Raw genomic sequence first — 23,838 nt, forward strand, 5'->3', positions numbered from 1 at the left:
AACTTGTACAACTGCGCACGTTCGTGCGACATCGAACCGTTACAGATGTGACATCTTATAACTTATGGGGCTAATGTTACGGCGCGCCTCCTCGCCCTAATCCAGCTTCACCGACAGAATCGCCCCATGAAGATGTCAGCGCTTCTGTCCCGTAACACCCCCCGTCCAGGCCTGATCGGCACCGCGCGAGTCGACAAGAACATTGACCGCCTGCTGCGCCGGGTTTGTCCCGGCGACATCGTGGTCCTCGACATCCTGGATCTGGACCGCATCACCGCTGACGCACTAGTGGAAGCCGACATCGCGGCCGTCGTCAACGCATCGCCGTCGGTTTCGGGTCGGTACCCCAATCTCGGTCCCGAGGTGTTGGTCAACAACGGAGTCACCCTGATCGACGAGACGGGACCCGAGATCTTCAAAAAGGTCAAGGACGGCGCCAAGATTCGCCTGCACGAAGGTGGGGTGTACGCCGGCGACCGCCGCCTTGTCCGCGGTACCGAGCGCACCGACCACGACATCGCCGATCTGATGCGGGAGGCCAAGAGCGGACTGGCGGCCCATTTAGAGGCATTCGCCGGCAACACAATTGAGTTCATCCGCAGCGAAAGTCCGCTGCTGATCGACGGAATCGGCATTCCAGATATCGACGTCGACATGCGTCGCCGCCACGTGGTGATCGTCGCCGAAGAACCCAGCGCGGCCGATGACCTGAAATCCCTCAAACCCTTCATCAAGGAGTACCAGCCGGTGCTCGTCGGTGTCGGCGCCGGCGCGGATGTCTTACGCAAGGCGGGTTACCGTCCGCAATTGATCGTCGGTGATCCCGAGCAGATCAGCACCGAAGTCCTCAAAAGCGGTGCGCAGGTGGTGTTGCCTGCCGACGCCGACGGCCACGCCCCCGGCCTGGAACGGATCCAGGATCTCGGGGTCGGAGCGATGACGTTTCCCGCCGCCGGCTCGGCGACGGATCTGGCGCTGCTGCTGGCCGATCATCACGGCGCGGCGCTGCTCGTCACGGCCGGCCACACCGCCAACATCGAGACATTCTTCGACCGGACGCGTTCGCAGAGCAACCCGTCGACCTTCCTCACCAGGCTGCGGGTCGGGGAGAAGCTGGTGGACGCCAAGGCGGTTGCCACCCTGTACCGCAACCACATCTCGGGCGGCGCCATTGCGCTGTTGGCGCTGACCATGCTGATCGCCATCATTGTCGCGCTGTGGGTTTCCCGCACCGACGGCGTGGTGCTGCACTGGATCATCGACTACTGGAACCGTTTCACGCTCTGGGTACAGAATTTGGTGAGTTAGGGCGGTGGCTTCATGATCTCGTTACGCCAACACGCGATCTCGCTGGCCGCCGTCTTTCTGGCGCTGGCAATCGGAGTGGTGCTGGGTTCCGGTTTCTTCTCGGACACCCTGCTGTCCAGCTTGCGTAACGAGAAACGGGATCTGGCAGAGCAGATCAGCGGGCTTAACGACCAGCGCAACGCGCTCAACGAGAAGCTCAGCGCGGCAAACAATTTCGACATCCAGATGCTGGGCCGGATCGTGCATGACGCCCTGGCTGGTAAGACGGTAGTCATCTTCCGAACCCCGGATGCCAAAGACGATGATGTCGCCGCGCTGTCGAAAATCGCGGGCCAAGCGGGCGGCTCGGTAACCGGAACCGTGTCACTGACCCATGAATTCGTCGAAGCCAACTCCGCGGAGAAACTGCGGTCAGTGGTTAACTCGTCCATCCTGCCGGCCGGTACTCAGTTGAGCACCAAGCTCGTCGACCAGGGTTCGCAGGCGGGTGACCTGCTTGGCATCGCGTTGCTCATCAACACCAAGCCCGATGCGCCCACCGTTGATGACCTGCAGCGCGACACCGTGCTCGCGGCGCTGCGTGAAACCGGCTTCATCACCTACCAACCCAGCGACCACATTGCGGCGGCCAACACCGCCATCGTGATCACCGGTGGTGCACTTCCTGCCGATGCCGGCAACCAGGGCGTTAGTGTCGCGCGGTTCGCCGCGGCCCTGGCACCGCACGGCTCGGGCACGCTGCTCGCCGGCCGGGACGGTTCGGCGACCGGTAGCGCCGCCGTCGCCGTCGCTCGCGCCGACTCCGGTATGGCCGCCGCGATCAGCACTGTGGATGACGTGGACGCCGAACCCGGGCGGATCACCGCGATCCTGGGCTTGCATGACCTGATCACCGGCGCGCGCACCGGGCACTACGGCACCGGTCATGGGGCCAGTTCGGTCACTGTGCCCCAGTAGGGCGTGTTCCCCACGGCGAGGCGTCGTGGATGTTAGGGTGGGTTTCCGTGGGTCGGCAGGCCCAGCTCGAACGGCTCGACACGTCAAGCCCTGCCCGTCTTCACGGAGGTTGCCCAGTTGCGTAAGCACCCGCAAACCGACACCAAGCACCTCTTCGTCAGCGGCGGCGTCGCTTCCTCCCTCGGCAAGGGCCTGACCGCAAGCAGCCTTGGGCAGCTCCTTACCGCACGCGGGTTGCACGTGACAATGCAGAAGCTCGACCCGTACCTCAACGTCGACCCGGGCACCATGAACCCGTTTCAGCACGGCGAAGTCTTCGTCACCGAAGACGGGGCCGAGACCGACCTCGACGTCGGCCATTACGAGCGGTTCCTCGATCGCGACCTGTCCGGCTCGGCGAATGTGACTACCGGGCAAGTGTATTCGACGGTCATCGCTAAAGAACGTCGCGGCGAATACCTCGGTGACACGGTCCAGGTGATCCCGCATATCACCGACGAGATCAAGCGGCGCATCCTGGCGATGGCCCAACCGAACCCAGACGGCCAGCGTCCGGACGTGGTGATCACCGAAATCGGCGGCACCGTCGGCGACATCGAATCCCAACCATTTCTGGAGGCAGCGCGCCAGGTCCGCCATGACCTGGGTCGGGAGAACGTCTTTTTTCTGCACGTGTCGCTGGTGCCCTACCTGGCGCCGTCGGGCGAACTCAAGACCAAGCCGACGCAGCACTCCGTAGCGGCGCTGCGGAGCATCGGTATCACTCCGGACGCGCTGATCCTGCGCTGCGACCGTGACGTCCCCGAAGCGCTGAAGAACAAGATCGCCCTGATGTGCGACGTCGATATCGACGGCGTCATCTCCACCCCGGACGCGCCGTCGATCTACGACATCCCGAAAGTGTTGCACCGCGAGGAACTCGACGCGTTCGTGGTGCGCCGGCTCAACCTGCCGTTCCGCGATGTCGACTGGACCGAGTGGGACGACCTGCTGCGCAGGGTTCACGAACCGCACGATGTGGTGCGAATTGCTTTGGTAGGAAAGTATGTTGAACTGTCCGACGCCTACCTGTCGGTGAGCGAAGCGCTGCGTGCCGGCGGCTTCAAGCACCGCGCAAAGGTCGAAATCCATTGGGTGGCTTCCGACGACTGCGAGACCGCCACCGGCGCCACCGCGGCATTGGCCGATGTGCATGGGGTACTGATTCCCGGAGGGTTCGGTATCCGGGGCATTGAGGGCAAGATCGGTGCCATTTCCCACGCGCGGGCGCGCGGCTTGCCGGTGTTGGGGCTTTGCCTCGGCCTGCAATGCATCGTGATCGAGGCCGCCCGCTCGGTCGGACTCACCGAGGCCAATTCGGCCGAATTCGAACCGGACACACCGGACCCGGTTATCTCTACGATGGCGGATCAAGAACAGATCGTGGCTGGCGAGGCCGATCTCGGCGGAACCATGCGGCTGGGTGCCTATCCCGCGGTTCTGCAGCCGGATTCGGTTGTGGCCAAGGCCTATCAGCAGACGCAGGTGTCCGAGCGGCATCGGCACCGCTACGAGGTCAACAACGCCTATCGGGACAAGATCGCCGAAAGCGGCCTTCGGTTCTCCGGAACCTCGCCCGACGGACACCTGGTGGAATTCGTTGAATATCCACCCGATCGACATCCGTTCGTCGTCGGCACTCAGGCCCACCCGGAGTTGAAAAGCCGGCCCACCCGGCCGCATCCGCTGTTCGTAGCATTCGTCGGCGCGGCCATCGAATACAAAGCAGGCGAGCTGCTGCCCGTCGAGATCCCCGAGATCCCCGAGCAGCACGCGCCCAACGGTAACGAGCATCGCGAGAGCGTAGGTAAGCCGCTAGTTGAACCCGCAACTCGTGGCTGAACACGTTTTCGAGACGGTATCGTCCGAAACCCTGCATACGGGAGCGATTTTCGCGCTGCGCCGCGACGTCGTGCGGATGCCGCACGATACCACTGCGGTGCGAGAAGTTGTCGAGCACTTCGGCGCGGTCGCCATCGTGGCGTTGGACGACGACGGCAACATCCCGATGGTCTACCAGTACCGCCACGCGTTCGGTCGGCGGCTGTGGGAGCTGCCCGCCGGGCTGCTCGATGCCGCGGGGGAGCCGGCGCATCTCACCGCCGCGCGGGAGCTGCAGGAGGAGGCCGGCCTGCAGGCCGCGAATTGGCAGGTGCTCGTCGATCTGGACTCCACGCCGGGCTTCAGCGACGAATCGGTGCGGGTCTATCTGGCTACCGGGCTTAGCGAAGTGCAGCGGCCCGAGGCGCATCACGAAGAAGCCGACATGACACTGGAGTGGTGTCCACTGGCCGAGGCCGTCCGCAAGGTGCTCAGCGGCGACATCGTCAATGCCATTGCGGTAGCGGGTATTTTGGCCGCTCACGCCGTGACCGCGGGGTCGGCTCGGCCGCGCCCGGTGGATAGCCCGTGGATCGACAGGCCGACGGCATTCACAAAGCGCAAGGCCTCGCAATGACGACGCTGGCGCTGGAAACGCAGCTGCAGGGCTACCTTGACCATCTGACGATCGAGCGCGGTGTTGCCGCAAACACATTGAGCTCCTACACGCGCGATCTGCGTCGCTATTCCAAGCATCTGTCCGACCGGGGGATAAACGATCTGGCCAAGGTCGGCGAGGACGACGTCAGCGAGTTCCTGGTGGCCTTGCGTCGGGGCGATCCCGAGTCCGGGGCCGTGGCGCTGTCCGCGGTGTCCGCGGCGCGGGCCTTGATCGCGGTGCGCGGGCTGCATCGGTTCGCCGCCGCCGAGGGGCTGGCCGAACTGGACGTGGCACGGGCGGTCCGCCCGCCAACGCCGGGCCGGCGATTGCCCAAGAGCTTGACGATCGACGAGGTCCTCGCACTGCTCGAGGGCGCGGGCGGCGACAACCCGGCCGATGGCCCGTTGACGCTACGCAACCGGGCGCTTTTGGAACTGTTGTATTCGACCGGGGCGCGGATCTCCGAGGCCGTCGGCCTTGACGTCGATGACATCGACACCCACGACAGGTCGGCGCTGCTACATGGCAAGGGCGGTAAGCAGCGGTTGGTGCCGGTGGGACGCCCGGCTGTGCAGGCGCTGGACGCCTATCTGGTTCGGGGACGCCCCGATCTGGCCCGACGAGGTCGCGGCACCCCGGCTATCTTTCTCAATGCACGCGGTGGCCGGCTGTCGCGGCAAAGCGCCTGGCAGGTGTTACAGGATGCTGCCGAGTCCGCTGGCGTCACCTCGGGTGTGTCGCCGCACATGCTCCGGCATTCCTTCGCCACCCACCTGCTCGAAGGCGGCGCCGATGTCCGGGTTGTGCAGGAACTGTTGGGTCACGCCTCGGTGACCACCACCCAGATCTATACCCTCGTCACCGTCCACGCGCTGCGGGAAGTGTGGGCCGGAGCCCATCCCCGGGCCACTTAGCCTGGGCTAGCCTGGGCCCAAATACTCGGACTCCAGCACGAGGTCGGGCGCCAGTGTCTGGTATTCCAGGTGTGTCTTGTGCTCGATGGTGTTCCATAACGCGCCTTGCTGTCGGCGCATGTATGCGCGGTAGATCGGCGCTCCCGGCAGCTTGACGTTGTCGGCAACCACGATCGAGCCCGGATGTAGCCAGCCCCGCTTCATAATGCGCTGCAGGTCGGCCAGGTAGAGCTTCTTATCGTGGTCGATAAATACGAAATCTAAAGTGCCAGTGCTGAATCCGTGTTCGGTGGCCAGCGCGTCCAGGGTGCGTCCGCCGTCGCCGATGGTGCCCACCACACACGTCACCCGATCGGCAACGCCGGCATGGGCCCAGATCCGGCGGGCGTTCACGGCGTTGGCCTCGGCGAGTTCCACGGAGTACACCTTCGCGGTCGGAGCGGCTCGGGCGATCCGCAGCGCGCCGTAGCCGCAGTAGGTGCCCAATTCCAATGCCAGTGCCGGGTCGGCCCGCCGCACTGCGGCGTCGAGCAGCAGACCCTTTTCGTCGCCGATGTTGATTAGCAGCGACTTTTCGTACGAGAACTTGTCAATGGTGGCCAGCACATCGTCGATGTCGCCGGCCCGGGCGTTCTCGAGTACGTAGGCCACGGCCGCTGCTTCGCGTCCGTCACCGATCTGGCCCGTCTTGGTGATGTTGCGGGCGCCTGTGGCCAGGCGCCAGACGGACCATCGCAATGGGGCAATGTGTGCTTTGAGACTCACCGACTTCCAGCTTACGCACAGCTTTCATTGGGCCCCGGAATCGGCGGACCGCAGGTACCATCACTTGCTTAGAAAAGCTATTTCGACCGCGCCATACACTCGCGGCGTTTGCAAAAGGACCTCGCGATGGACCAGGACGGCACCCATGCTGTGAAGCGCTGCGGTCTCTGGCTTACCGGCGCCCGAGGATCGGTGGCAACGACCTCGATCGTGGGACTGTACGCACTTAGCGCGGGCGTGATCCCCGACACCGGATGCGTGACGGCGACTAACGACTTCGCCGACGCGCCACTGCCGGCATTTTCTGACTTCGTGGTGGCTGGGCGTGACCTTTCGACCACTGCTTTGGTCAAGCGTGCGGAGACGTTGGTGGAGGCGGGCCTCCTGCCGCCACGGGTGGTCGCGGCGGTGTCTGATCGACTTGCGGCCACCGATGACGAGATCGTCGGACCGTCATGCATGGCGACGGCGGAACCGGCCAGCGCCGGTGCCAGAACCCAAGCCGAGCTAGTCGACCGGCTCAGCGATGCAATGGCGTCCTTCGTTTCGCGGAACTCACTTGACGTGTTTGTCGTCATCGATGTGGCATCCACCCAACCACCGGTGGTGGACCTGCCGGAATACCAGGACCTTGAGCTGCTGATGCGGTCGCTGGCTGAGACCAACCGCATTGTGCTGCCGGCCAGCGGCCTGACCGCCATTGCTGCCATCCGCAACGGTGCCGCGTACTCCTGCTTTACCCCCTCGCCGAGCCTGGGCCTGCCCGCGCTGCACAGCCTTGCCGAGGACGCGGGCATTCTTTACGCGGGCCAGGACGCCAAGACCGGTCAAACGTTGCTGCGAACCGTGTTGGCGCCGATGTTCGCCAGTCGCGCGATGACGGTCCACTCCTGGTCCGGGACGAACCTGCTGGGCGGTGGAGATGGCGCCACGCTGGCCGATCCGGTCGCCGCCGCGTCCAAGCTCGCCAGTAAGCAACGGGGCATTCAGCAGATGCTGGGTGGCGCCGTGACCGCTCCGCTGCATATCGACTACGTCCCTGATCTTGGCGAGACGAAGGTTGCGTGGGATTACATCCACGCAACCGGATTTCTCGGCGGCCAGATCACCCTGCAAACAATCTGGTCCGCACCCGATTCTGCGTTGGCCGCGCCGCTGGTTCTCGATGTAGCGCGCCTGTTGGCGATGGGCCGGATACACGGAGCGCGTGGCGTTGTGCCGCAGCTGGGTTTCTTCTTCAAGGAACCTTGGGGTTCTGAAACGCATTCACTTGCAGCACAATACGAAGCGCTGCTGCAGTGGAGCACGTCGTTTTCGGCTGACCGGTGAAGGCCAAGGCGTACCTCGACTTGATGAGGGCGCCTGCTGCGCTCACAGTTTTGGGTGACACTGCAGTAGGCGCCATCTGGTCGAGACGCCCGCTGGTAGGACGTCGTCTTGCGCTGCCGCTGGCCTCGGCCCTGTTGTATTGGAGCGGCATGGTGCTCAATGACTGGGCGGATCGTGAGCGCGACGCGATCGAACGCCCCGAGCGGCCCATTCCTTCCGGTCAGGTGGCGCCGGGCTCGGCGCTGTCGCGCGCTGCGGCGCTGGCGGTAGCGGGTGTCGCGACGGCACCCGCGGTTGGCGGGCGTCACGGCTTGGTCGCCGCTGGTCGGATCACGTTGTGCGTCGCGGCTTATGACCTCGTCGCCAAGGACACCACCGCCGGACCGCTGGTCATGTCGGGCTGCCGGTTCCTCGACGTCATGCTTGGCGCCAGTCCGAGTTATCGCTCCGCGCTGGTTCCGGCGTCGGTCATCGGCTTGCACACCGCCGCCATCACCGTGTTGTCCCGGAGCGAGGTGACGGGTTCGGACCGCAGCGTGCCCGCCATTGTCGGGGGTATGGCCGGGGCGGTCGCCACGTCGGCGATGGTGAGCACCGCAGGGTACCGCGCGGCGCCGGCGGGGGCGGTGTACCTGTGGTCTTTTGGGCCCGGCCTGTTCAGGGCGTGGCAGCACCCCACAGCGGAGGTGATCCGCGGCGCGGTCCGTAATGGCATCGCATCAATGATCGCGGTGCAGGCGATGTTGGCCGCGCGTGCGCCACGGACCATGCTTGCCCTATCCGGGCTCGCAATCGGATTGCGGCTCAAGGTATCTGCGCCAAAACCCACCGAGGTGACGTGATGCATGTTGGCTACAACACCAATAGCTTGGCCGACCATCCGCTCGCTGATGCGCTCGCCCTGATCGCCGGCGAGGGCTATACCGCGGTCGCGTTAACGATCGGCCATCCACACGTTCGGCCATTTGATGCCGACCTGGGTTCTCAGCTGGGTGCGCTTCGGGCATTGCTGGACACCAACGGCTTGAAGGTGGCCATCGAAACCGGAGCCCGCTACCTGCTGGATCCGCGCAACAAACACAAACCGTCACTGGTGGACATTGCCGGCGAACCTCGCGTCGAATTCCTGCGGCGGGCAATCGATATCGCCGATGAACTCGGCGCCACCTGCGTGTCGCTGTGGTCGGGCTACTCCGTCAGTCACAGCGACCCCGACAGCACCCGCGACCTGCTGCTGAGCAGGCTTGCCCGAGTCGTTGACTACGCGGACCGCAAGGCGGTCACCCTGGCATTCGAGCCCGAACCCGGCATGTTCATCGAGACGGTGCAACAAGCGCGCGAGCTATGCCAGGCGCTCGGTGACCCTCCGCGGCTTGGTATCACCTTGGACGTCGGTCACTGTGTGATGACGGAGCCGACCGGCGCGGCCAGAGCGATCGTCGAGCTGGGCGATCTGCTGGTCAATGTGCATCTCGACGACATGACGCCGCTCAAGCATGAACACCTCGAGTTCGGTGACGGCGACCTCGATTTGGGCGGGGTAATGGATGCGTTGCGCGACAGCGGTTTCGATGGTGTTGCGTCCGTTGAGCTGCCGCGCCACTCGCACGACGCACCGAATGTATTGCGCAGAAGCATGTGGGCAATAAATCTGGCCAGGTTACCTGCGGCGGCCAGATCTTGGATCGATACCGCCGCAGCCGAGATTAGGCGCTCTCCCGACAAGATGGTGGAGCTGTTCCCCGGGGCGACCAGGGGGGTGGCCGGATCCAGCGCCGCCACCCTGCTTGCTCGGGAGAAGCTCTTCACCACCGTGGTGGCGGCGACCAGCGATGCGACTGCCGGTCCGCTCATCGAAAAGCTCTACCGCTGGGGCGACAGCGACGAGCGCCTGGCCGTGTTGCGCGGACTGGAGATTGCGGCGCTGGACGGGGGACTGGGGCCCATTGCATGCGCCACCGGCGTGGCGCTGGTCGAGGATGCGTTGCGGTGCAACGATCCTCGGTTGGTTGCTGCGGCGCTCGGCGGGTTTGGTGGCCGATTCCTGGCCCAGCACGCGTGGCGCCACGGAGTGATGAAGCTGGTGTTCATGGAGGTGCCGCTGCGCGCGGTGTACGGCTTAACCAACCGCGTCGACGCCGAATTGGGGCGCATGGCCAACGATTACGTCAGCGAACGATGCGCGGCCGGTCGTTCGATATCCGATGACGTCAAGATGCTGCAACGCCTGACCGCATCAGAAAGATCTGCAGTGACGGTGTCCGGGACGGAGGTTGCCAAGTGAGGATCTTCGACCCCCACATTCACATGACATCTCGCACCACCGATGACTACGAAGCGATGTACGCAGCGGGTGTGCGCGCGATCGTCGAACCGGCCTTCTGGTTAGGCCAACCGCGCACCGACGCCGCATCGTTCATCGACTATTTCGACAGCCTCATCGGGTGGGAGCGATATCGCGCCTCGCAGTTCGGCATCGCCCACAATTGCACGATCGCCCTGAATCCCAAGGAAGCCAACGATAGCCGCTGCCGGCCCATCCTTGAGCACATACCGCGCTACCTGTCGAAAACCGGCGTCGTGGCCGTCGGTGAGATTGGCTACGACTCCATGACCGCGGACGAAACCGCGGTGTTCGAAACGCAATTGGAAATGGCGGCCGAGCGAGGCCTGCCCGCGCTCGTTCATACGCCCCATCGTGACAAGCTTGGCGGAACCCTGGCCAGCATCGAAGTGGTGAAACGGGTCGGCATCGATCCCAGGTTGGTTTTGCTTGACCACCTGAACGAGGTGACGATCGAGCCCGCACGCGACAGTGGTTGCTGGATGGGCTTTTCGATCTATCCCGACACAAAGATGGACGAAGACCGTATGGTCGCCTTGATGCAGCGCTACGGCCTGGAACGGATCATCGTCAACTCCGCGGCTGACTGGGGCCGATCAGATCCGCTCAAGACAGCCAAGACGGCGGAGGCGATGCTGGCGGCCTCCCTCACCGAAGACGACGTCGACCAGGTGCTATGGCGCAATCCCGTCGAGTTTTACGGTCAGAGCGGGCAACTGCAGCTATTGACTGCGGAGCAAGAATCCGCGTTTGCCGGCAACACGATTCACCGCGGGGAGAAACGGTGATGCTGTCCTATTGCAGCAACGTCGTTGCCGCTGACACGCTGCTGGTGTTGGAACGCCAATTGCTGTCGGTATTCGCGCCGGCGCGGGAGCGCGCCGGAGTAGAGCAACTTGGTGTCGGACTGTGGTTGCCGGCCCGCACCATGGCCCGGCTGGCGGGCGATCGTCGAGCGCGCCGCCGGCTGGCCGCGATTCTTTCCGATAGTGGACTCGCGGTGACGACCCTGAACGCCTTTCCCTATGGGGATTTCCACGGCGGTTCGGTTAAACATGCGGTTTATCAACCAGATTGGACAACGCCGAAGCGGTTGCGGTATACGAGGGACTGCGCCGAGGTGCTGAGCGATGTGCTGGGCGATACCGAACACGGCAGTATCTCGACGCTGCCGTTGGGGTGGAGCGACCCATGGGACGACGTAGCCGATAGGAGAGCTCGCAACAGTCTGTCCTCGTTGAGTGATGAGTTGCGGCGCATCGAAGACGGCACCGGGCATCGGATCAGACTTGCCATCGAACCCGAACCCGGCTGCGTCATCGGATCGTGTCGCGATGCAATCGGCTGGCTCGGGAGCGCGGTCGAGGCCGGTGATGTGGACCCGCGATATGTGGGTGTGTGCCTGGATACCTGCCACCTCGCGGTGATGTACGAAGATCCCGTCGACGTCTTGTTGGGTTTGGCCGAGATAGGAATTGAAGTGGTAAAGATTCAGGCCTCCAACGCAATTCAGATCGATGACTTGGCGACCGAGGGTGTTGCGGAAGCCTTCGCCGACTTCGCCCATTCCCCGTACCTGCATCAGGTCAACGGTTTCGACGCGGCCGGTAACCAGTGGTTTCGAGATGACCTCTGCTTTGACGACGCGTCGACCCCGCGGTCGGGCAGCGCCCGGGTGCACTACCACGTGCCGTTGCACGTCAGTCCACCTGCACCGTTGGGCAACACGTCGCACATTCTTAGCGGCGTGATGGGCATGCTGCGCGACGGGACGATGGCGGGGCCCATCGACGTCGAAATCGAAACCTACACGTGGGAGGTGCTTCCGCCGTCGCTGCGCATGGGTAGTTTGGCCGACGACATCGCGGCCGAGATCCGTTGGTTGGACGAACTGGTTCGGGTTCGGGATCCGGCATGACTCAACCTGTACTGCTGGTCAATGTCGTCGGCCTGACGCAACCACTGCTGCGGCACATGCCGAATCTGTCCGCCTTGGCAGCCCAGGGGGCACTGGCGCCGCTAGCACCGGTGTTTCCGGCGGTGACCTGCTCGGTGCAATCGTCGATGGTTACCGGTCTGATGCCCAATCAGCACGGAATCGTCGGTAACGGTTGGTATTTCCGTGACCTTGGGGAGGTGCTGCTGTGGCGCCAAAGCAACAAACTGGTGGCGGGGGAGAAGGTCTGGGAAACGGCCGCCGGCCGCTTCGACGGCTACACGTCGGCCAACGTCGGCTGGTGGTATGCGATGAACGCGAGCAACGACGTCATCGTCACGCCGCGGCCGGTCTATCACCAAGATGGGCGTAAGTCGCCGGACTGCTACGTCGTCCCGCCGGAATTGCATGACATCCTGACCGAAAAGATCGGCACCTTTCCATTGTTTCAGTACTGGGGGCCAACGGCGAACATCACGTCGTCACGCTGGCTTGTGGATGCGTCCATCGAGATTATCCAGCGCTATTCGCCCACACTGCTTACCGCGTATATCCCGCACTTGGACTACGACTTTCAGCGCTATGGCCCGCGGTCGCCGCTGGCGATTGCCGCCGCGGTGGACGTCGATGCCGCCCTGGCCCCGCTGCTGGCCTTAGCGGCTGATCGCGGCATGACCACCATCGTCGTCTCCGAATACGGGATCGCGCCGGCCCACAACCCGGTGGACATCAACCGCCTGCTCAGGCGCGAAGGCTACCTCAACGTCTACACCCAACAGGGCCGGGAATACCTGGACCCGTGGACATCTCGGGGCTTCGCCGTCGCTGATCATCAAGCCGCCCACATCTACGTGCGCGACGACTCCGACATCGCCCGGGTGGCTGCGCTCGTCAAGGATCTAGACGGTGTCGACGACGTGTTGGATCGAAACAAGCAGCAGGCGTTGGCGATCGATCACCCCAGGTCGGGCGAGCTGGTGGCGATCGCCGAACCGGGCGCCTGGTTCACTTACTACTATTGGCTCGACGACGACCGCGCCCCGGAATTCGCGCCGTGCGTGGATATCCATCGCAAGCCCGGCTATGACCCCGCGGAATTGCTGATGAATCCCGATGATCGTGCGGTTAAGGCCAAAGCCGCTGCGGCCCTGGTGAAGAAGGCGGTGGGTCTTCGGTACACGATGGGGGTCATAGCACTCAACGGCGCGGCCGTTGGTGGCACCCACGGGCGACTGCCGGACTCGAAGGAAGATACGCCCGTCGTCATCACGTCGTCGCCGAACTTGTTGGCCGAATCGTCGGTGCCCATGCCAGTCACCGCCGTGCGTGACTTGGTGCTCACTGCCCACGGCTCGCGCGGATAGAGTTCATCCCATGTGTCCAACCGTGTTTGAAGCCAGCCTGCCGGAGCTCGCCTATAGGGACGCCCAAAGCCCGGAGGAGGCGCACCGGCGTATTCGGCGGGCCCGGGAGCAGAGCCCGATCGCGATGGGCTCGCTTGGCCCGGAAATCCTGAGCTACGACCTGGTGCGCACCGTGTTGTTCGATAGCCGGTTTTGTGTAGCGAAGGGTCTTTTCCTTGCGGCACAGGGCATTACATCGGGGCGCTTGTGGGACAGATTCCGCAATACACTGATGAGTCTGGACGGGACCGAACACCACCGGTTGCGACGGCTAGCTGGCCCGGCGTTCGGTCCACGCTCCGCGGCGCGGCTGGAGACGACGATCACCGAAGTGATCACCTCACTGTTGGACCCGCTGACCACGATTGGCGGATGCGATGTCGTCGACGATATCGCGCGACGTTATCCGAGTCCGGTCATCGGCGCCTTGCTCGGCGCCCCGGCACAGGACTGGCGACTCTTCTCGGACTGGGCCGACGACATCTTCCAAATGTTCACCTGGAACGCCGCAGCGAAGCAGGACGTCATTATGAAGGCTTATGACGAACTCGATGCGTACATCGTCGATATGGTCGCGCGGCGGCGCGACAACCTTGGCGACGATTTCATGTCCGACTTAATTCGCGCTGAAGACAGCGGTGACAAACTCACCCATGACGAGCTGTGCAGGTTGGTGTCGGCGCTACTGATCGCCGGGACCGACACCACCCGGAACCAGCTCGCCGCGGCGGTGCAGGTGCTTTGCGATCACCCGAAGCAATGGGCACTACTGGGCGAACATCCCGAGCTGGCGCCAAACGCTGTCGCCGAGCTTGTGCGGCACACCTCGGCCATTATTTTCGTGGTCAGGCAGGCCGTCGAGGATGTCGAGCTCGCCGGAGTCGTCATTCCGGCCGGCACGCAAGTCGTGATCAACTTCGCCGCCGCCAATCGCGACCCCGACGTGTACGACGACCCCGAGCGCCTCGACATCACCCGTGAAGTTCCCGTGCCGGCGCTGGCGTTCGGTGCCGGCATCCACAACTGCCTGGGCGCGCACCTGGCCAGGGCCGAACTCACCCAGGCGCTGACGGTCATGACACGGCGGATGCGCAACCCGCGGCGCACCGGACCCGCGCCCTGGAAACCGTTTGCGCCGGTCACCGGACCGGCCACGTTGCCCATCGAATTCGATATCGAAGTGGCTTAAGCTGCAGACGTCGACACTCGATGGGCCGGCTTCTTCGGCAGAATCGCCACCGGTATGTACGTCAACCCCACTAGCACGACGGCCACCACGAACACCACGGTGTAGGCGTGCGAAAGGTCGTGCAGCAGGTTGCCTGGGAAATTTGGGTCGAGTGCCTGGGGCGGCATTGTGGAAGGGTCAACAGGCAGCCCTCGCCGGGCGGCATCTTCGCGCAGCATCTCGATCTGGGCTGCCGCGGAAACGTTTGCGCTGCGGTTGAAGTGGCTCGTCAGTATCACTGACATCAGCGCGGTCCCGACCGAGGCAGCCACCTGTTGGTTGACGTTGACCAGCGTCGAACCCCGCGCGATCTGATGTGGGGCCAGGGTTTGCACGGCCGCCGCGGATAGCGGCATCATCGTGGCGCCCATGCCCAGACCCATGATCGTCAGCCCGGTGACCAGCGTCGGCAGGTAATCGGCTTGCTTGGCCACCCCATAGGCGAAAATGCCCATGCCCGCGGCGATCAGGGTGATGCCGACCAGCAGAATCTTGCCCGGACCACGTTTGTCCATTAACGATCCGGCAACCGGCATGGTCAGCATGGCACCGATTCCCCGGGGGACCATGCTCAACCCAGCCTGCAACGGCGTCTGATGCAGCAATTCCTGAAAGTAGCTCGGAAACAGCAGGCCGGCGCCGAAAAAGGAGGCGGCGAAAAGGAACACCGCCGCGTTGGCCAGTGTGACCACCCGATTCTTGAACAGCCGCAGATCGATCAGCGGATGATCGCTGCGGTGAAGCGCATGAAGGACGAACCCGATGATCAAGACCAACCCGATCGCCACCGGTATCCACACATGGCGATCGGCCACCGTCCCGCGACCTGGGACGACCGACACTCCATACAGGAACGTCGCCAGGCCGGGGGAGAGCAGCAGCATGCCGAGGAAGTCGAAGGTTTCCGACGGTGCCGAATGATCTTGTGGGAACACGATTGCCGCTAGGACGAATGCGATCAGCCCGATCGGCAAGTTGATCCAGAAGATCCACTCCCAGCTGTAGGCGTCGATGAGCCAGCCACCCAGGACGGGTCCGAAGATCGGGCCGAGCAGCATCGGGATGCCCAGCACCGCCAACACACGGCCCATCCGCTTGGGACCGGCCTCGCGGGTCAAGATAGTGAGGACCAGCGGCATCAGCATGCCGCCGGCGAGGCCCTGCATTACCCGAAATGCAATGAGAAGACCGATGTTTGGCGCCATCGCACACAACAGCGAGCCCAGCGTGAACGCGGCGAGCGACCCCATGAAGAGTCGCTTGGTACCGAACCGGTCTGCTGCCCAACCCGCCAGGGGGATCACCGTGGCCATGGCGAGCGTATAGCCGGTCATCGTCCAGGCGACGACGGCCTGGGTGGTTTGGAATGCGGAGACGAAGGTGCGCTGTGCGACGGTGACAACGGTCGTGTCGACAATTGTCATCATCGAGCCCAGCACACACACGCCGGCGATTCGGAGCAACCTGGCGTCGAGTTGATCGGGTGCTTGAGGTATTTGTGGATCGACAGCGCCGTAGTCCATGGCTATCAGCTCCTACGCCTGTAACGCACTCAGCCCCGCGGGAGAGCATCTCATACGCCCAGCGCCGCCATGCACGAAGTCGGCCTTGGTGATTATGTCGCACTACTGCCGTGCGGTTATGCCGTGGCCGATAAGTTGGTCGAATTGGCCGATATTGCAATGATTTACGGTGGCCATGCCGTTTTCCAGGAGCGAGCTCCCGCGCGACGGTTTTCTCGGGGATTTCCTCATGCGCACAACGACGGGGTTGGGCGGACCCGGAGGGTTCGCCAAGTCTTGTAAGTTGGTGGCGCACTGGTCAGTTGCGCAGCGCAGGCAACGTCGCCAGCGTTAGGTGTTGCCTTTTCTAGGGTCTTTACGGCATCTTTACACCAGGGAGTGCCGGTAAGTCTGGTCGGCAACTCGGCCCGCAGCGGGTCGGGTTCGGGTTCGCTTGGCTGGAAGGTGCTTGCCTTGGTGTTGGAACGAATCGCACGAGAGCTCTTGTCCGGCGTGGCCGTCGCGATTGTTGCGCTGCCCCTGGCGATCGCGTTCGGCATCACCGCCACCGGAACATCTCAGGGCGCGCTTGTCGGGCTCTACGGCGCCATCTTCGCCGGATTCTTCGCGGCTGTATTCGGTGGGACACCCGGCCAGGTGACTGGCCCCACCGGTCCCATTACGGTCGTTGCTACGGCAACCATCGCCGCCCACGGACTCGAAGCCGCCTTCGTCGCATTCATCATGGCCGGTATCTTTCAGATCCTGTTCGGGGTCTGCCGGCTGGGTTCGCTCATCCGCTACATTCCGCTTCCCGTGGTCTCCGGATTCATGGGTGGAATCGCGATCATCATCATCATGACCCAGCTGGATCAGGTGCGGCGCAGCTTCCTGCTGGTGTTGGTGACGCTTGCGCTGCTGCTGGGTTCGGGCAGGCTTGTCAAAGCGATTCCGCCGAGCCTGATAGTTCTCGTTCTTGTCACGTTGACGTTGCCCCTCGTCGAGCCGTGGGTAGCCGACGTCCGCATTGGGCCGGTCTGGATCAACAGAGCGGTCGAGTACATCGGCGCGATCCCCGAGGCGATGCCCTCTTTCGAAGCGCCGGAGGTCAGTGGTTCGCTGGTGTTGCAGCTGCTGTTGTCGGCGCTGGCGATCGCGCTTCTGGGATCCATCGACTCACTGCTGACGTCCGTCGTCATGGACAACATCACCGGCACCCGGCACCGCAGCAACAAGGAACTGATCGGCCAGGGACTCGGAAACATCGCCAGCGGGCTGTTCGGCGGGCTGGCCAGTGCCGGAGCGACCGTCCGATCGGTGGTGAACATCAGAAACGGTGGCCGGACCGCGGTTTCGGCGGCCACCCACAGTGTCGTTCTGTTCGCATTCGTTGCGGGTCTCGGTGCTGTGGTTGAGCACATCCCGCTCCCCGTGCTGTCGGGAATCTTGATACTCACCGCCGTCGGTATGTTCGATTGGAAAGCCATGCGTAAGGCACACGTGTCACCCAAGGGCGACGTCATTGTCATGTTCACGACGATGATCGTCACCGTCCTGGTCGACCTCACTGTCGGGGTGCTAGTGGGAATCGTCCTCTCGCTGATCGTCCACGCGTTCGGATCCCGGCAGCGTAAAGCGACGGTCACCCAAGACGACACCGGCACCTACCGCATCGAGGGTCCGCTGTCGTTCCTGTCGGTCGACGGCGTGTTCAAATCGCTGCGTAACGGCCACACGGAAGTATCGCTGGACCTAGAGCACGTCACCTATCTCGACACCTCTGGCACCCGCGCCCTGCTGTATTTCATCGACCACTCCGAGAAGGATGGTGTCGAGGTAAGCATCAAGCAGATCTCACCACACGTCGAGGACCAACTCACCGCGCTCGCCGACAACGTTCAACGTGACAAGCTGCGAACCATCCTCGAATCAGCCTGACACTATTGGCGGCCGATTTGCCTGCGGGTCTCCCGGCCCAGGCGTAGCTACCCGTTAGACTTTCCTGCGATGTCCACCCTGACGCCCGTCACCACCGGTCGCGGCCGGGCATGACCGATCACCTTGACGGCGGCATTGAGATCGGCCTGACCGGCCGGCCGCCGCGGTCGATTCCGGATCCCACCCCGCGCACCTCGCACGGCCCGGCCAAGGTCGTCGCGATGTGCAACCAGAAGGGCGGTGTTGGGAAAACCACTTCGACGATCAACCTGGGTGCGGCCCTCGCCGAGTGCGGCCGGCGGGTACTGCTGGTGGATCTGGACCCGCAGGGCGCCCTGTCGGCCGGCCTGGGCGTGGCGCACTACGAGCTGGACCAGACAATCCACAACCTGCTGGTGGAACCGCGGGTGTCGATCGACGACGTGCTGCTGCACACGCGCGTCAAGCACATGGACCTGGTACCCAGCAACATCGACTTATCGGCCGCCGAGATTCAGCTGGTCAACGAGGTTGGCCGGGAGCAGACGGTGGCCCGGGCACTGCACCCGGTGCTGGACCGCTATGACTATGTGCTTATCGACTGCCAGCCTTCGCTCGGCCTGCTCACGGTCAACGGGCTGGCCTGCGCCGACGGCGTTGTTATCCCAACTGAGTGCGAGTTCTTCTCGCTGCGTGGTCTGGCACTGCTCACCGACACCGTTGACAAGGTCCGTGACCGGCTTAACCCGAAGCTGGACATCAGCGGAATCCTGATTACCCGCTACGACCCGCGGACCGTCAACTCACGTGAGGTCATGGCCCGTGTCGTGGAGCGGTTCGGTGACCTAGTGTTCGACACCGTGATCACCCGCACTGTCCGTTTCCCGGAAACCAGCGTTGCGGGCGAACCCATCACCACATGGGCCCCCAAGTCGGGGGGAGCCCTGGCCTACCGCGCGCTGGCTCGCGAGTTCATCTACCGATTCGGCGTGTGAACGGCACCGCGAACGGTGAGGCGGCACCCGAAAACGGCTTTCAGGTCCGGCTGACTAACTTTGAGGGGCCGTTCGATCTGCTGCTGCAGCTGATCTTCGCGCATCGCCTCGACGTCACCGAAGTGGCGTTGCACCAGGTCACCGATGATTTCATTGCCTACACCAAGACGATCGGTTCCCGGTTGGAACTGGAGGAGACCACCGCCTTTCTGGTGGTCGCGGCGACCTTGCTCGATCTCAAAGCGGCGCGGCTGCTTCCGGCCGGGCAGGTCGATGACGAAGAAGACTTGGCCCTGCTGGAAGTAAGGGACCTACTTTTTGCGCGGCTGCTGCAATACCGGGCGTTCAAGCATGTCGCGGACATGTTTGCCGAGTTGGAAGCCACCGCGTTGCGCAGCTATCCACGCGCGGTGTCGTTGGAGGAGCGCTTCGCCGGCCTGCTTCCCGAGGTGATGCTCGGTGTCGACGCCGACCGGTTCGCCGAGATCGCCGCGATCGCGTTTACCCCGCGCCCGGTGCCCACGGTGGCCACTGGACATCTGCACGAGGAAACCGTTTCGGTTCCTGAGCAGGCCAAACACTTGCTGGCGATGCTGGAGGCGCGGGGCAGCGGGCAGTGGGCCACATTTTCTGAGCTGGTCGCCGATTGCAAGGCTTCGATCGAGATCGTTGGGCGTTTCCTGGCGCTGCTCGAACTGTATCGGTCGCGGGCGGTAGCATTCGACCAGTCAGAGCCCCTTGGCGTGCTCCAGGTTTCGTGGACCGGGGAACGGCCGACTCCCCAAGCCTTGGTAGAAGGGCAAGACCAATCATGACCGAACATGCGGATGACGATGTGGGCGGCCTGCCGGACATCGCCGAGCCCGCGGAGTTGGAGCCCGACGAACTCGGCCGCGTGCTCGAGGCGTTGCTGCTGGTGGTCGACACTCCTGTGACCGCCGAGGCGCTGGCTGCCGCCACCGAGCAGCCGGTCTATCGCGTGGCCGCGAAGCTGCGCCTGATGGCAGACGAACTTGCCGAACGCGACAGCGGAATCGAGCTTCGGGAAACCGGCGAGGGCTGGCGGCTGTACACCCGCGCCCGGTTCGCACCGTACGTCGAGAAGCTGCTGCTGGACGGCGCGCGCACCAAGCTCACGCGGGCTGCGCTGGAAACCCTGGCTGTGGTTGCCTACCGTCAGCCAGTGACGCGTGCGCGGGTGAGTGCGGTGCGCGGCGTCAATGTCGACGCTGTCATGCGTACCTTGCTGGCGCGCGGGCTGATCACCGAGGTTGGTGCCGACTCCGACACCGGCGCGGTGACATTCGCAACCACCGAACTATTCCTGGAGCGTCTGGGCTTGAATTCCTTGGCAGACCTCCCCGACATCGCTCCGCTGCTTCCCGATGTCGACACAATCGACGACCTGAGCGAATCCCTGGACACTGAGCCACGTTTCATCAAACTCAACGGTGGCCAGGCAACTGACCAGACCCTGACCTTCGATGTGGACCGCGATTGATGGTCGAGATTGAAGGCATCCGTTTGCAAAAGGTGTTGTCCCAGGCGGGGATTGCATCGCGGCGGGCCGCCGAGAAGATGATTGTCGATGGCCGAGTCGAGGTGGACGGCCAGCTGGTGACGGAGTTGGGTACTCGAGTTGATCCGAACATCTCGGTGATTCGCGTCGACGGAGCCAGGGTGGTCGTTGACGACTCGCAGGTGTACTTTGCGCTGAACAAGCCGCGCGGCATGCACTCGACCATGTCCGACGATCGCGGCCGGCCGTGCATCGGTGATCTGATCGAACGCAAGGTTCGGGGCAGCAAGAAACTGTTCCACGTCGGGAGGCTGGATGCCGACACAGAAGGGTTGATTCTGCTGACCAACGACGGCGAACTGGCACACCGCTTGATGCACCCCTCCCATGAGGTGCCCAAGACCTACCTTGCAACGGTCACTGGGGCGGTGCCGCGCGGGCTGGGCAAGAAGCTTAGGGCGGGAATCGAATTGGAGGACGGCCTGGCTAGCGTTGACGATTTCGCGGTGGTGGATGCGATTCCCGGTAAGACGTTGGTGCGGGTGACGCTCCACGAGGGACGCAATCGCATCGTACGCCGCCTGCTGGCGGCCGTGGGCTTCCCGGTGGAGGCGCTGGTGCGCACCGAAATTGGCTCGGTTTCGCTGGGCAAGCAGCGCCCGGGCAGCATCCGCGCGTTGCGTCTGGAGGAGATCGGGCAACTGTACAAGGCGGTTGGGCTGTGAGCGAGATCGTGGTCGCCGTAGACGGTCCGGCCGGTACCGGAAAGTCCTCCGTGTCAAGGGGATTGGCGCGTGAACTGGGCGCACGGTACCTTGACACCGGGGCAATGTATCGGATCGTGACGCTGGCCGTGCTGCGTGCGGGTGTTGATCCGGAAGATCCCGAAGCGGTCGAGGAGGTCGCGGCGGCGGTAAAGATGTCGGTGGGCTATGACCCCGACGAGACCAGCTGTTACCTTGCCGGGGAAGATGTTTCGGCGGAGATCCGCAGCGACGATGTGACCCTGGCGGTTTCGGCGGTGTCGTCGGTTCCTGCCGTGCGCCGCCGGCTCGTCGACATGCAACGCGCTCTGGTCGAAGGGCCGGGCAGCGTGGTCGTTGAGGGTCGCGACATCGGGACCGTGGTGTTGCCCGAGGCGCGCGTGAAGATCTTCTTGACCGCGTCGGCCGAGACCCGTGCCAAGCGCCGCAACGACCAAAATGTCGCGGCCGGTTTGGCCGACGACTACGACGGCGTGCTGGCCGATGTACGCCGGCGCGACCATCTCGATTCCACGCGCGCGGTGTCGCCGCTGCGGGCCGCCTCGGATGCGATCGTCGTCGACACCAGCGACATGACGGAGGCCGAGGTGATTGCCCACCTACTGGAGTTGGTGACGCAGCGAAACGAGGCGGCATCGTGATCCGCGCCGATGCAGACGGTACCTGGACCGACGAAAGCGATTGGGAGCTCGACGATTCCGACCTAGCAGATCTGGCTGAGTTCGGACCGGCGCCGGTGGTGGCGATCGTGGGCAGGCCAAACGTCGGCAAGTCGACGCTGGTCAACCGGATCTTGGGCCGCCGCGAGGCGGTGGTACAGGATGTCCCCGGCGTGACGCGCGACCGGGTTTCCTATGATGCGCTGTGGACTGGACGTCGATTCGTCGTGCAGGACACCGGTGGCTGGGAGCCCGACGCAAAAGGCCTGCAGCAGTTGGTCGCCGAGCAAGCGTCGGTGGCCATGCGTACTGCAGACGCGGTGATCCTGGTTGTCGATGCGACCGTCGGTGCCACCACGGCCGACGAGGCCGCCGCGCGCATCCTGTTGCGATCCGGTAAGCCGGTGTTCTTGGCAGCCAACAAGGTTGACAGCGAAAAGGGCGAAGCCGACGCGGCGGCGCTATGGTCGCTGGGGCTTGGTGAGCCACATCCGATCAGCGCGATGCATGGGCGCGGCGTGGCCGACCTGCTCGATGAGGTGCTGGCGGCGCTGCCCGAGGTCGGCGAGTCGGCGCCGGGCGGTGGCGGCCCCCGCCGGGTCGCGCTCGTCGGCAAACCCAATGTTGGGAAGAGTTCGCTACTGAACAAGCTGGCCGGTGATCAGCGCTCGGTGGTGCACGAGGTCGCCGGAACCACGGTCGACCCGGTGGACTCGCTGATCGAGCTGGGCGGCAAGGTCTGGCGATTTGTCGACACCGCGGGCTTGCGCCGCAAGGTCGGACAGGCCAGCGGGCACGAGTTCTATGCGTCGGTGCGCACGCACGGGGCAATCGATGCCGCCGAGGTGGTGATCGTGCTGATCGATGCGTCGCAGCCGCTGACCGAGCAGGACCTGCGGGTGCTGTCGATGGTCATCGAGGCTGGGCGTGCGCTGGTGCTCGCCTACAACAAGTGGGACCTGGTCGACGAGGACCGTCGCGAGCTGCTGGAGCGCGAAATCGACCGGGAACTCGTGCAGGTGCGCTGGGCGCAGCGGGTCAATGTCTCCGCCAAAACCGGTCGAGCACTGCAGAAGCTGGTGCCGGCGATGGAGAGCGCTCTGGCGTCTTGGGACACCCGGATCGCGACGGGTCCGCTGAACGCCTGGATCAAGGAGGTGGTGGCGGCGACGCCGCCGCCGGTGCGCGGCGGAAAGCAGCCGCGCATCCTGTTCGCCACCCAGGCCACCGCCCGGCCGCCGACGTTCGTGCTGTTCACCTCGGGTTTTCTCGAGGCGGGCTATCGGAGATTCCTGGAGCGGCGGCTGCGCGAGACATTCGGGTTCGAGGGCAGCCCGATCCGGATCAACGTGCGGGTGCGCGAGAAGCGGGGAAACAAGCGCCGCTGAGGTTAGCCGGCTGGGCCGTCGTTGCCGAACAACAGCCCTCCGGCACCGCCGACGCCGCCGACCCCGATTGGGGGAACTCCCGCGGCACCGCTGGGGCCGCCGGCTCCGCCGTTGCCGTTCAACCGAGCGTCGCCGCCGTTACCGCCGTTCCCGGCTCCCGAGCCGGACCCGCCGGCGCCGCCGGAGCCGCCGTTGCCCTGGAGCCACCCGCCGTTGCCGCCATTACCACCGCTACCGCCGGCGCCGCTCGGGACAGAGGGGTCGCCGCCGCAGCCAATATTTCCGGGACCGTCACCAGGTAGGACATTGCAGCACTCCCACCCGGTCATCCTTGACCGCAGTACATTAAAGAGTATCGCCGTCGCCACGGCCTGAGTTTGCCAATCCGG

The 23,838-nt window shown here is 64.2% G+C and carries 21 protein-coding genes and 1 pseudogene; 19 read left to right on the forward strand and 3 right to left on the reverse strand.

Annotation, left to right across the window (positions count from 1 at the left end):
• The first annotated feature begins 126 nt into the window (after positions 1-126).
• From steA to xerD, 5 genes are all read left to right on the forward strand, one after another.
• Positions 127-1,308 (forward strand): putative cytokinetic ring protein SteA, encoded by a 1,182-nt coding sequence (steA, locus tag MSIMFI_RS24835; RefSeq protein WP_191499578.1) that lies wholly within the window; start codon positions 127-129, stop codon positions 1,306-1,308.
• 12 nt (positions 1,309-1,320) lie between these two features.
• Positions 1,321-2,265 (forward strand): copper transporter, encoded by a 945-nt coding sequence (locus MSIMFI_RS24840; protein WP_191499579.1) that lies wholly within the window; start codon positions 1,321-1,323, stop codon positions 2,263-2,265.
• A gap of 117 nt (positions 2,266-2,382) precedes the next feature.
• Positions 2,383-4,146: a CTP synthase gene (locus tag MSIMFI_RS24845; RefSeq protein WP_191499580.1), complete on the forward strand. Its 1,764-nt coding sequence runs from the start codon at positions 2,383-2,385 to the stop codon at positions 4,144-4,146.
• Entirely contained in the window at positions 4,139-4,762 is a 624-nt protein-coding gene (locus tag MSIMFI_RS24850; protein WP_191499581.1) for an NUDIX domain-containing protein, read from the forward strand. The genes MSIMFI_RS24845 and MSIMFI_RS24850 overlap by 8 nt, the downstream gene beginning before the upstream one ends.
• A complete protein-coding gene (gene xerD, locus MSIMFI_RS24855; RefSeq protein ID WP_186243063.1) occupies positions 4,759-5,700 on the forward strand; it encodes a site-specific tyrosine recombinase XerD in 942 nt (313 codons plus the stop codon). Before MSIMFI_RS24850 ends, xerD begins: the two co-directional genes overlap by 4 nt.
• Before the next feature lie 6 nt (positions 5,701-5,706).
• Here the strand turns inward: xerD and MSIMFI_RS24860 are convergent, their stop codons facing one another.
• On the reverse strand, positions 5,707-6,465 hold the full coding sequence (locus MSIMFI_RS24860; RefSeq protein WP_191499582.1) for an O-methyltransferase: 759 nt from the start codon (positions 6,463-6,465) through the stop codon (positions 5,707-5,709).
• 108 nt (positions 6,466-6,573) lie between these two features.
• Between MSIMFI_RS24860 and MSIMFI_RS24865 the strand changes: the two genes are divergently transcribed.
• The 7 genes from MSIMFI_RS24865 to MSIMFI_RS24895 are packed head-to-tail and all read left to right on the forward strand — an operon-like array spanning position 6,574 to position 14,666.
• Positions 6,574-7,794: an inositol-3-phosphate synthase gene (locus MSIMFI_RS24865; protein ID WP_224770421.1), complete on the forward strand. Its 1,221-nt coding sequence runs from the start codon at positions 6,574-6,576 to the stop codon at positions 7,792-7,794.
• Positions 7,791-8,636, forward strand: a complete 846-nt coding sequence (locus MSIMFI_RS24870) for an SCO3242 family prenyltransferase (protein ID WP_191499583.1) — start codon at positions 7,791-7,793, stop codon at positions 8,634-8,636. The genes MSIMFI_RS24865 and MSIMFI_RS24870 overlap by 4 nt, the downstream gene beginning before the upstream one ends.
• Positions 8,636-10,078 carry a TIM barrel protein gene (locus MSIMFI_RS24875; protein ID WP_191499584.1) on the forward strand — a complete coding sequence of 481 codons (1,443 nt, stop codon included), beginning with the start codon at positions 8,636-8,638 and terminating at the stop codon, positions 10,076-10,078. The genes MSIMFI_RS24870 and MSIMFI_RS24875 overlap by 1 nt, the downstream gene beginning before the upstream one ends.
• Entirely contained in the window at positions 10,075-10,926 is an 852-nt protein-coding gene (locus tag MSIMFI_RS24880) for a TatD family hydrolase (protein WP_191499585.1), read from the forward strand. The genes MSIMFI_RS24875 and MSIMFI_RS24880 overlap by 4 nt, the downstream gene beginning before the upstream one ends.
• Positions 10,926-12,056: a metabolite traffic protein EboE gene (gene eboE / locus MSIMFI_RS24885; RefSeq protein ID WP_191499586.1), complete on the forward strand. Its 1,131-nt coding sequence runs from the start codon at positions 10,926-10,928 to the stop codon at positions 12,054-12,056. Before MSIMFI_RS24880 ends, eboE begins: the two co-directional genes overlap by 1 nt.
• Positions 12,053-13,438 carry a nucleotide pyrophosphatase/phosphodiesterase family protein gene (locus tag MSIMFI_RS24890; protein WP_191499587.1) on the forward strand — a complete coding sequence of 462 codons (1,386 nt, stop codon included), beginning with the start codon at positions 12,053-12,055 and terminating at the stop codon, positions 13,436-13,438. The genes eboE and MSIMFI_RS24890 overlap by 4 nt, the downstream gene beginning before the upstream one ends.
• 10 nt (positions 13,439-13,448) lie before the next feature.
• The gene (locus tag MSIMFI_RS24895; protein WP_191499588.1) at positions 13,449-14,666 is read left to right on the forward strand and encodes a cytochrome P450; all 1,218 of its coding nucleotides are present in this window, start codon (positions 13,449-13,451) and stop codon (positions 14,664-14,666) included.
• Here the strand turns inward: MSIMFI_RS24895 and MSIMFI_RS24900 are convergent.
• The gene (locus MSIMFI_RS24900; protein WP_191499589.1) at positions 14,663-16,228 is read right to left on the reverse strand and encodes a DHA2 family efflux MFS transporter permease subunit; all 1,566 of its coding nucleotides are present in this window, start codon (positions 16,226-16,228) and stop codon (positions 14,663-14,665) included. The genes MSIMFI_RS24895 and MSIMFI_RS24900 overlap by 4 nt on opposite strands.
• A 456-nt stretch (positions 16,229-16,684) precedes the next feature.
• Here MSIMFI_RS24900 and MSIMFI_RS24905 point away from each other — a divergent pair, with 456 nt between their 5' ends.
• The 7 genes from MSIMFI_RS24905 (at position 16,685) to der (ending at position 23,449) form a co-directional block, all read left to right on the forward strand.
• Positions 16,685-18,145, forward strand: coding sequence for a SulP family inorganic anion transporter (locus MSIMFI_RS24905; RefSeq protein ID WP_191499840.1), 1,461 nt, complete (start codon positions 16,685-16,687; stop codon positions 18,143-18,145).
• Positions 18,146-18,255: 110 nt separating this feature from the next.
• A complete protein-coding gene (locus MSIMFI_RS24910) occupies positions 18,256-19,119 on the forward strand; it encodes a ParA family protein (RefSeq protein WP_186243073.1) in 864 nt (287 codons plus the stop codon).
• Positions 19,116-19,934, forward strand: a complete 819-nt coding sequence (locus MSIMFI_RS24915) for a segregation/condensation protein A (RefSeq protein WP_224770422.1) — start codon at positions 19,116-19,118, stop codon at positions 19,932-19,934. The genes MSIMFI_RS24910 and MSIMFI_RS24915 overlap by 4 nt, the downstream gene beginning before the upstream one ends.
• Complete coding sequence (gene scpB, locus MSIMFI_RS24920) at positions 19,931-20,620, forward strand: SMC-Scp complex subunit ScpB (RefSeq protein ID WP_191499591.1); 690 nt, start codon at positions 19,931-19,933, stop codon at positions 20,618-20,620. Before MSIMFI_RS24915 ends, scpB begins: the two co-directional genes overlap by 4 nt.
• A complete protein-coding gene (locus tag MSIMFI_RS24925) occupies positions 20,620-21,363 on the forward strand; it encodes a pseudouridine synthase (RefSeq protein WP_191499592.1) in 744 nt (247 codons plus the stop codon). The genes scpB and MSIMFI_RS24925 overlap by 1 nt, the downstream gene beginning before the upstream one ends.
• The gene (gene cmk, locus MSIMFI_RS24930; RefSeq protein ID WP_186243077.1) at positions 21,360-22,043 is read left to right on the forward strand and encodes a (d)CMP kinase; all 684 of its coding nucleotides are present in this window, start codon (positions 21,360-21,362) and stop codon (positions 22,041-22,043) included. Before MSIMFI_RS24925 ends, cmk begins: the two co-directional genes overlap by 4 nt.
• The gene (gene der / locus MSIMFI_RS24935; protein WP_191499841.1) at positions 22,043-23,449 is read left to right on the forward strand and encodes a ribosome biogenesis GTPase Der; all 1,407 of its coding nucleotides are present in this window, start codon (positions 22,043-22,045) and stop codon (positions 23,447-23,449) included. Before cmk ends, der begins: the two co-directional genes overlap by 1 nt.
• Before the next feature lie 2 nt (positions 23,450-23,451).
• Here der and MSIMFI_RS24940 read toward each other — a convergent pair.
• Positions 23,452-23,838, reverse strand: a pseudogene (locus MSIMFI_RS24940) (hypothetical protein); the annotation flags it as partial.

The sequence above is a fragment of the Mycobacterium simulans genome (assembly GCF_900232995.1).
Lineage (GTDB): Bacteria > Actinomycetota > Actinomycetes > Mycobacteriales > Mycobacteriaceae > Mycobacterium > Mycobacterium simulans.

Coding starts and splice junctions, on each gene's coding strand:
- steA (WP_191499578.1), top strand. CDS start 127: ATGAAGATGTCAGCGCTTCTGTCCCGTAACACCCCCCGTCCAGGCCTG.
- MSIMFI_RS24840 (WP_191499579.1), top strand. CDS start 1,321: ATGATCTCGTTACGCCAACACGCGATCTCGCTGGCCGCCGTCTTTCTG.
- xerD (WP_186243063.1), top strand. CDS start 4,759: ATGACGACGCTGGCGCTGGAAACGCAGCTGCAGGGCTACCTTGACCAT.
- MSIMFI_RS24875 (WP_191499584.1), top strand. CDS start 8,636: ATGCATGTTGGCTACAACACCAATAGCTTGGCCGACCATCCGCTCGCT.
- eboE (WP_191499586.1), top strand. CDS start 10,926: ATGCTGTCCTATTGCAGCAACGTCGTTGCCGCTGACACGCTGCTGGTG.
- MSIMFI_RS24890 (WP_191499587.1), top strand. CDS start 12,053: ATGACTCAACCTGTACTGCTGGTCAATGTCGTCGGCCTGACGCAACCA.
- MSIMFI_RS24895 (WP_191499588.1), top strand. CDS start 13,449: ATGTGTCCAACCGTGTTTGAAGCCAGCCTGCCGGAGCTCGCCTATAGG.
- MSIMFI_RS24900 (WP_191499589.1), bottom strand. CDS start 16,228: ATGGACTACGGCGCTGTCGATCCACAAATACCTCAAGCACCCGATCAA.
- MSIMFI_RS24910 (WP_186243073.1), top strand. CDS start 18,256: ATGACCGATCACCTTGACGGCGGCATTGAGATCGGCCTGACCGGCCGG.
- scpB (WP_191499591.1), top strand. CDS start 19,931: ATGACCGAACATGCGGATGACGATGTGGGCGGCCTGCCGGACATCGCC.
- MSIMFI_RS24925 (WP_191499592.1), top strand. CDS start 20,620: ATGGTCGAGATTGAAGGCATCCGTTTGCAAAAGGTGTTGTCCCAGGCG.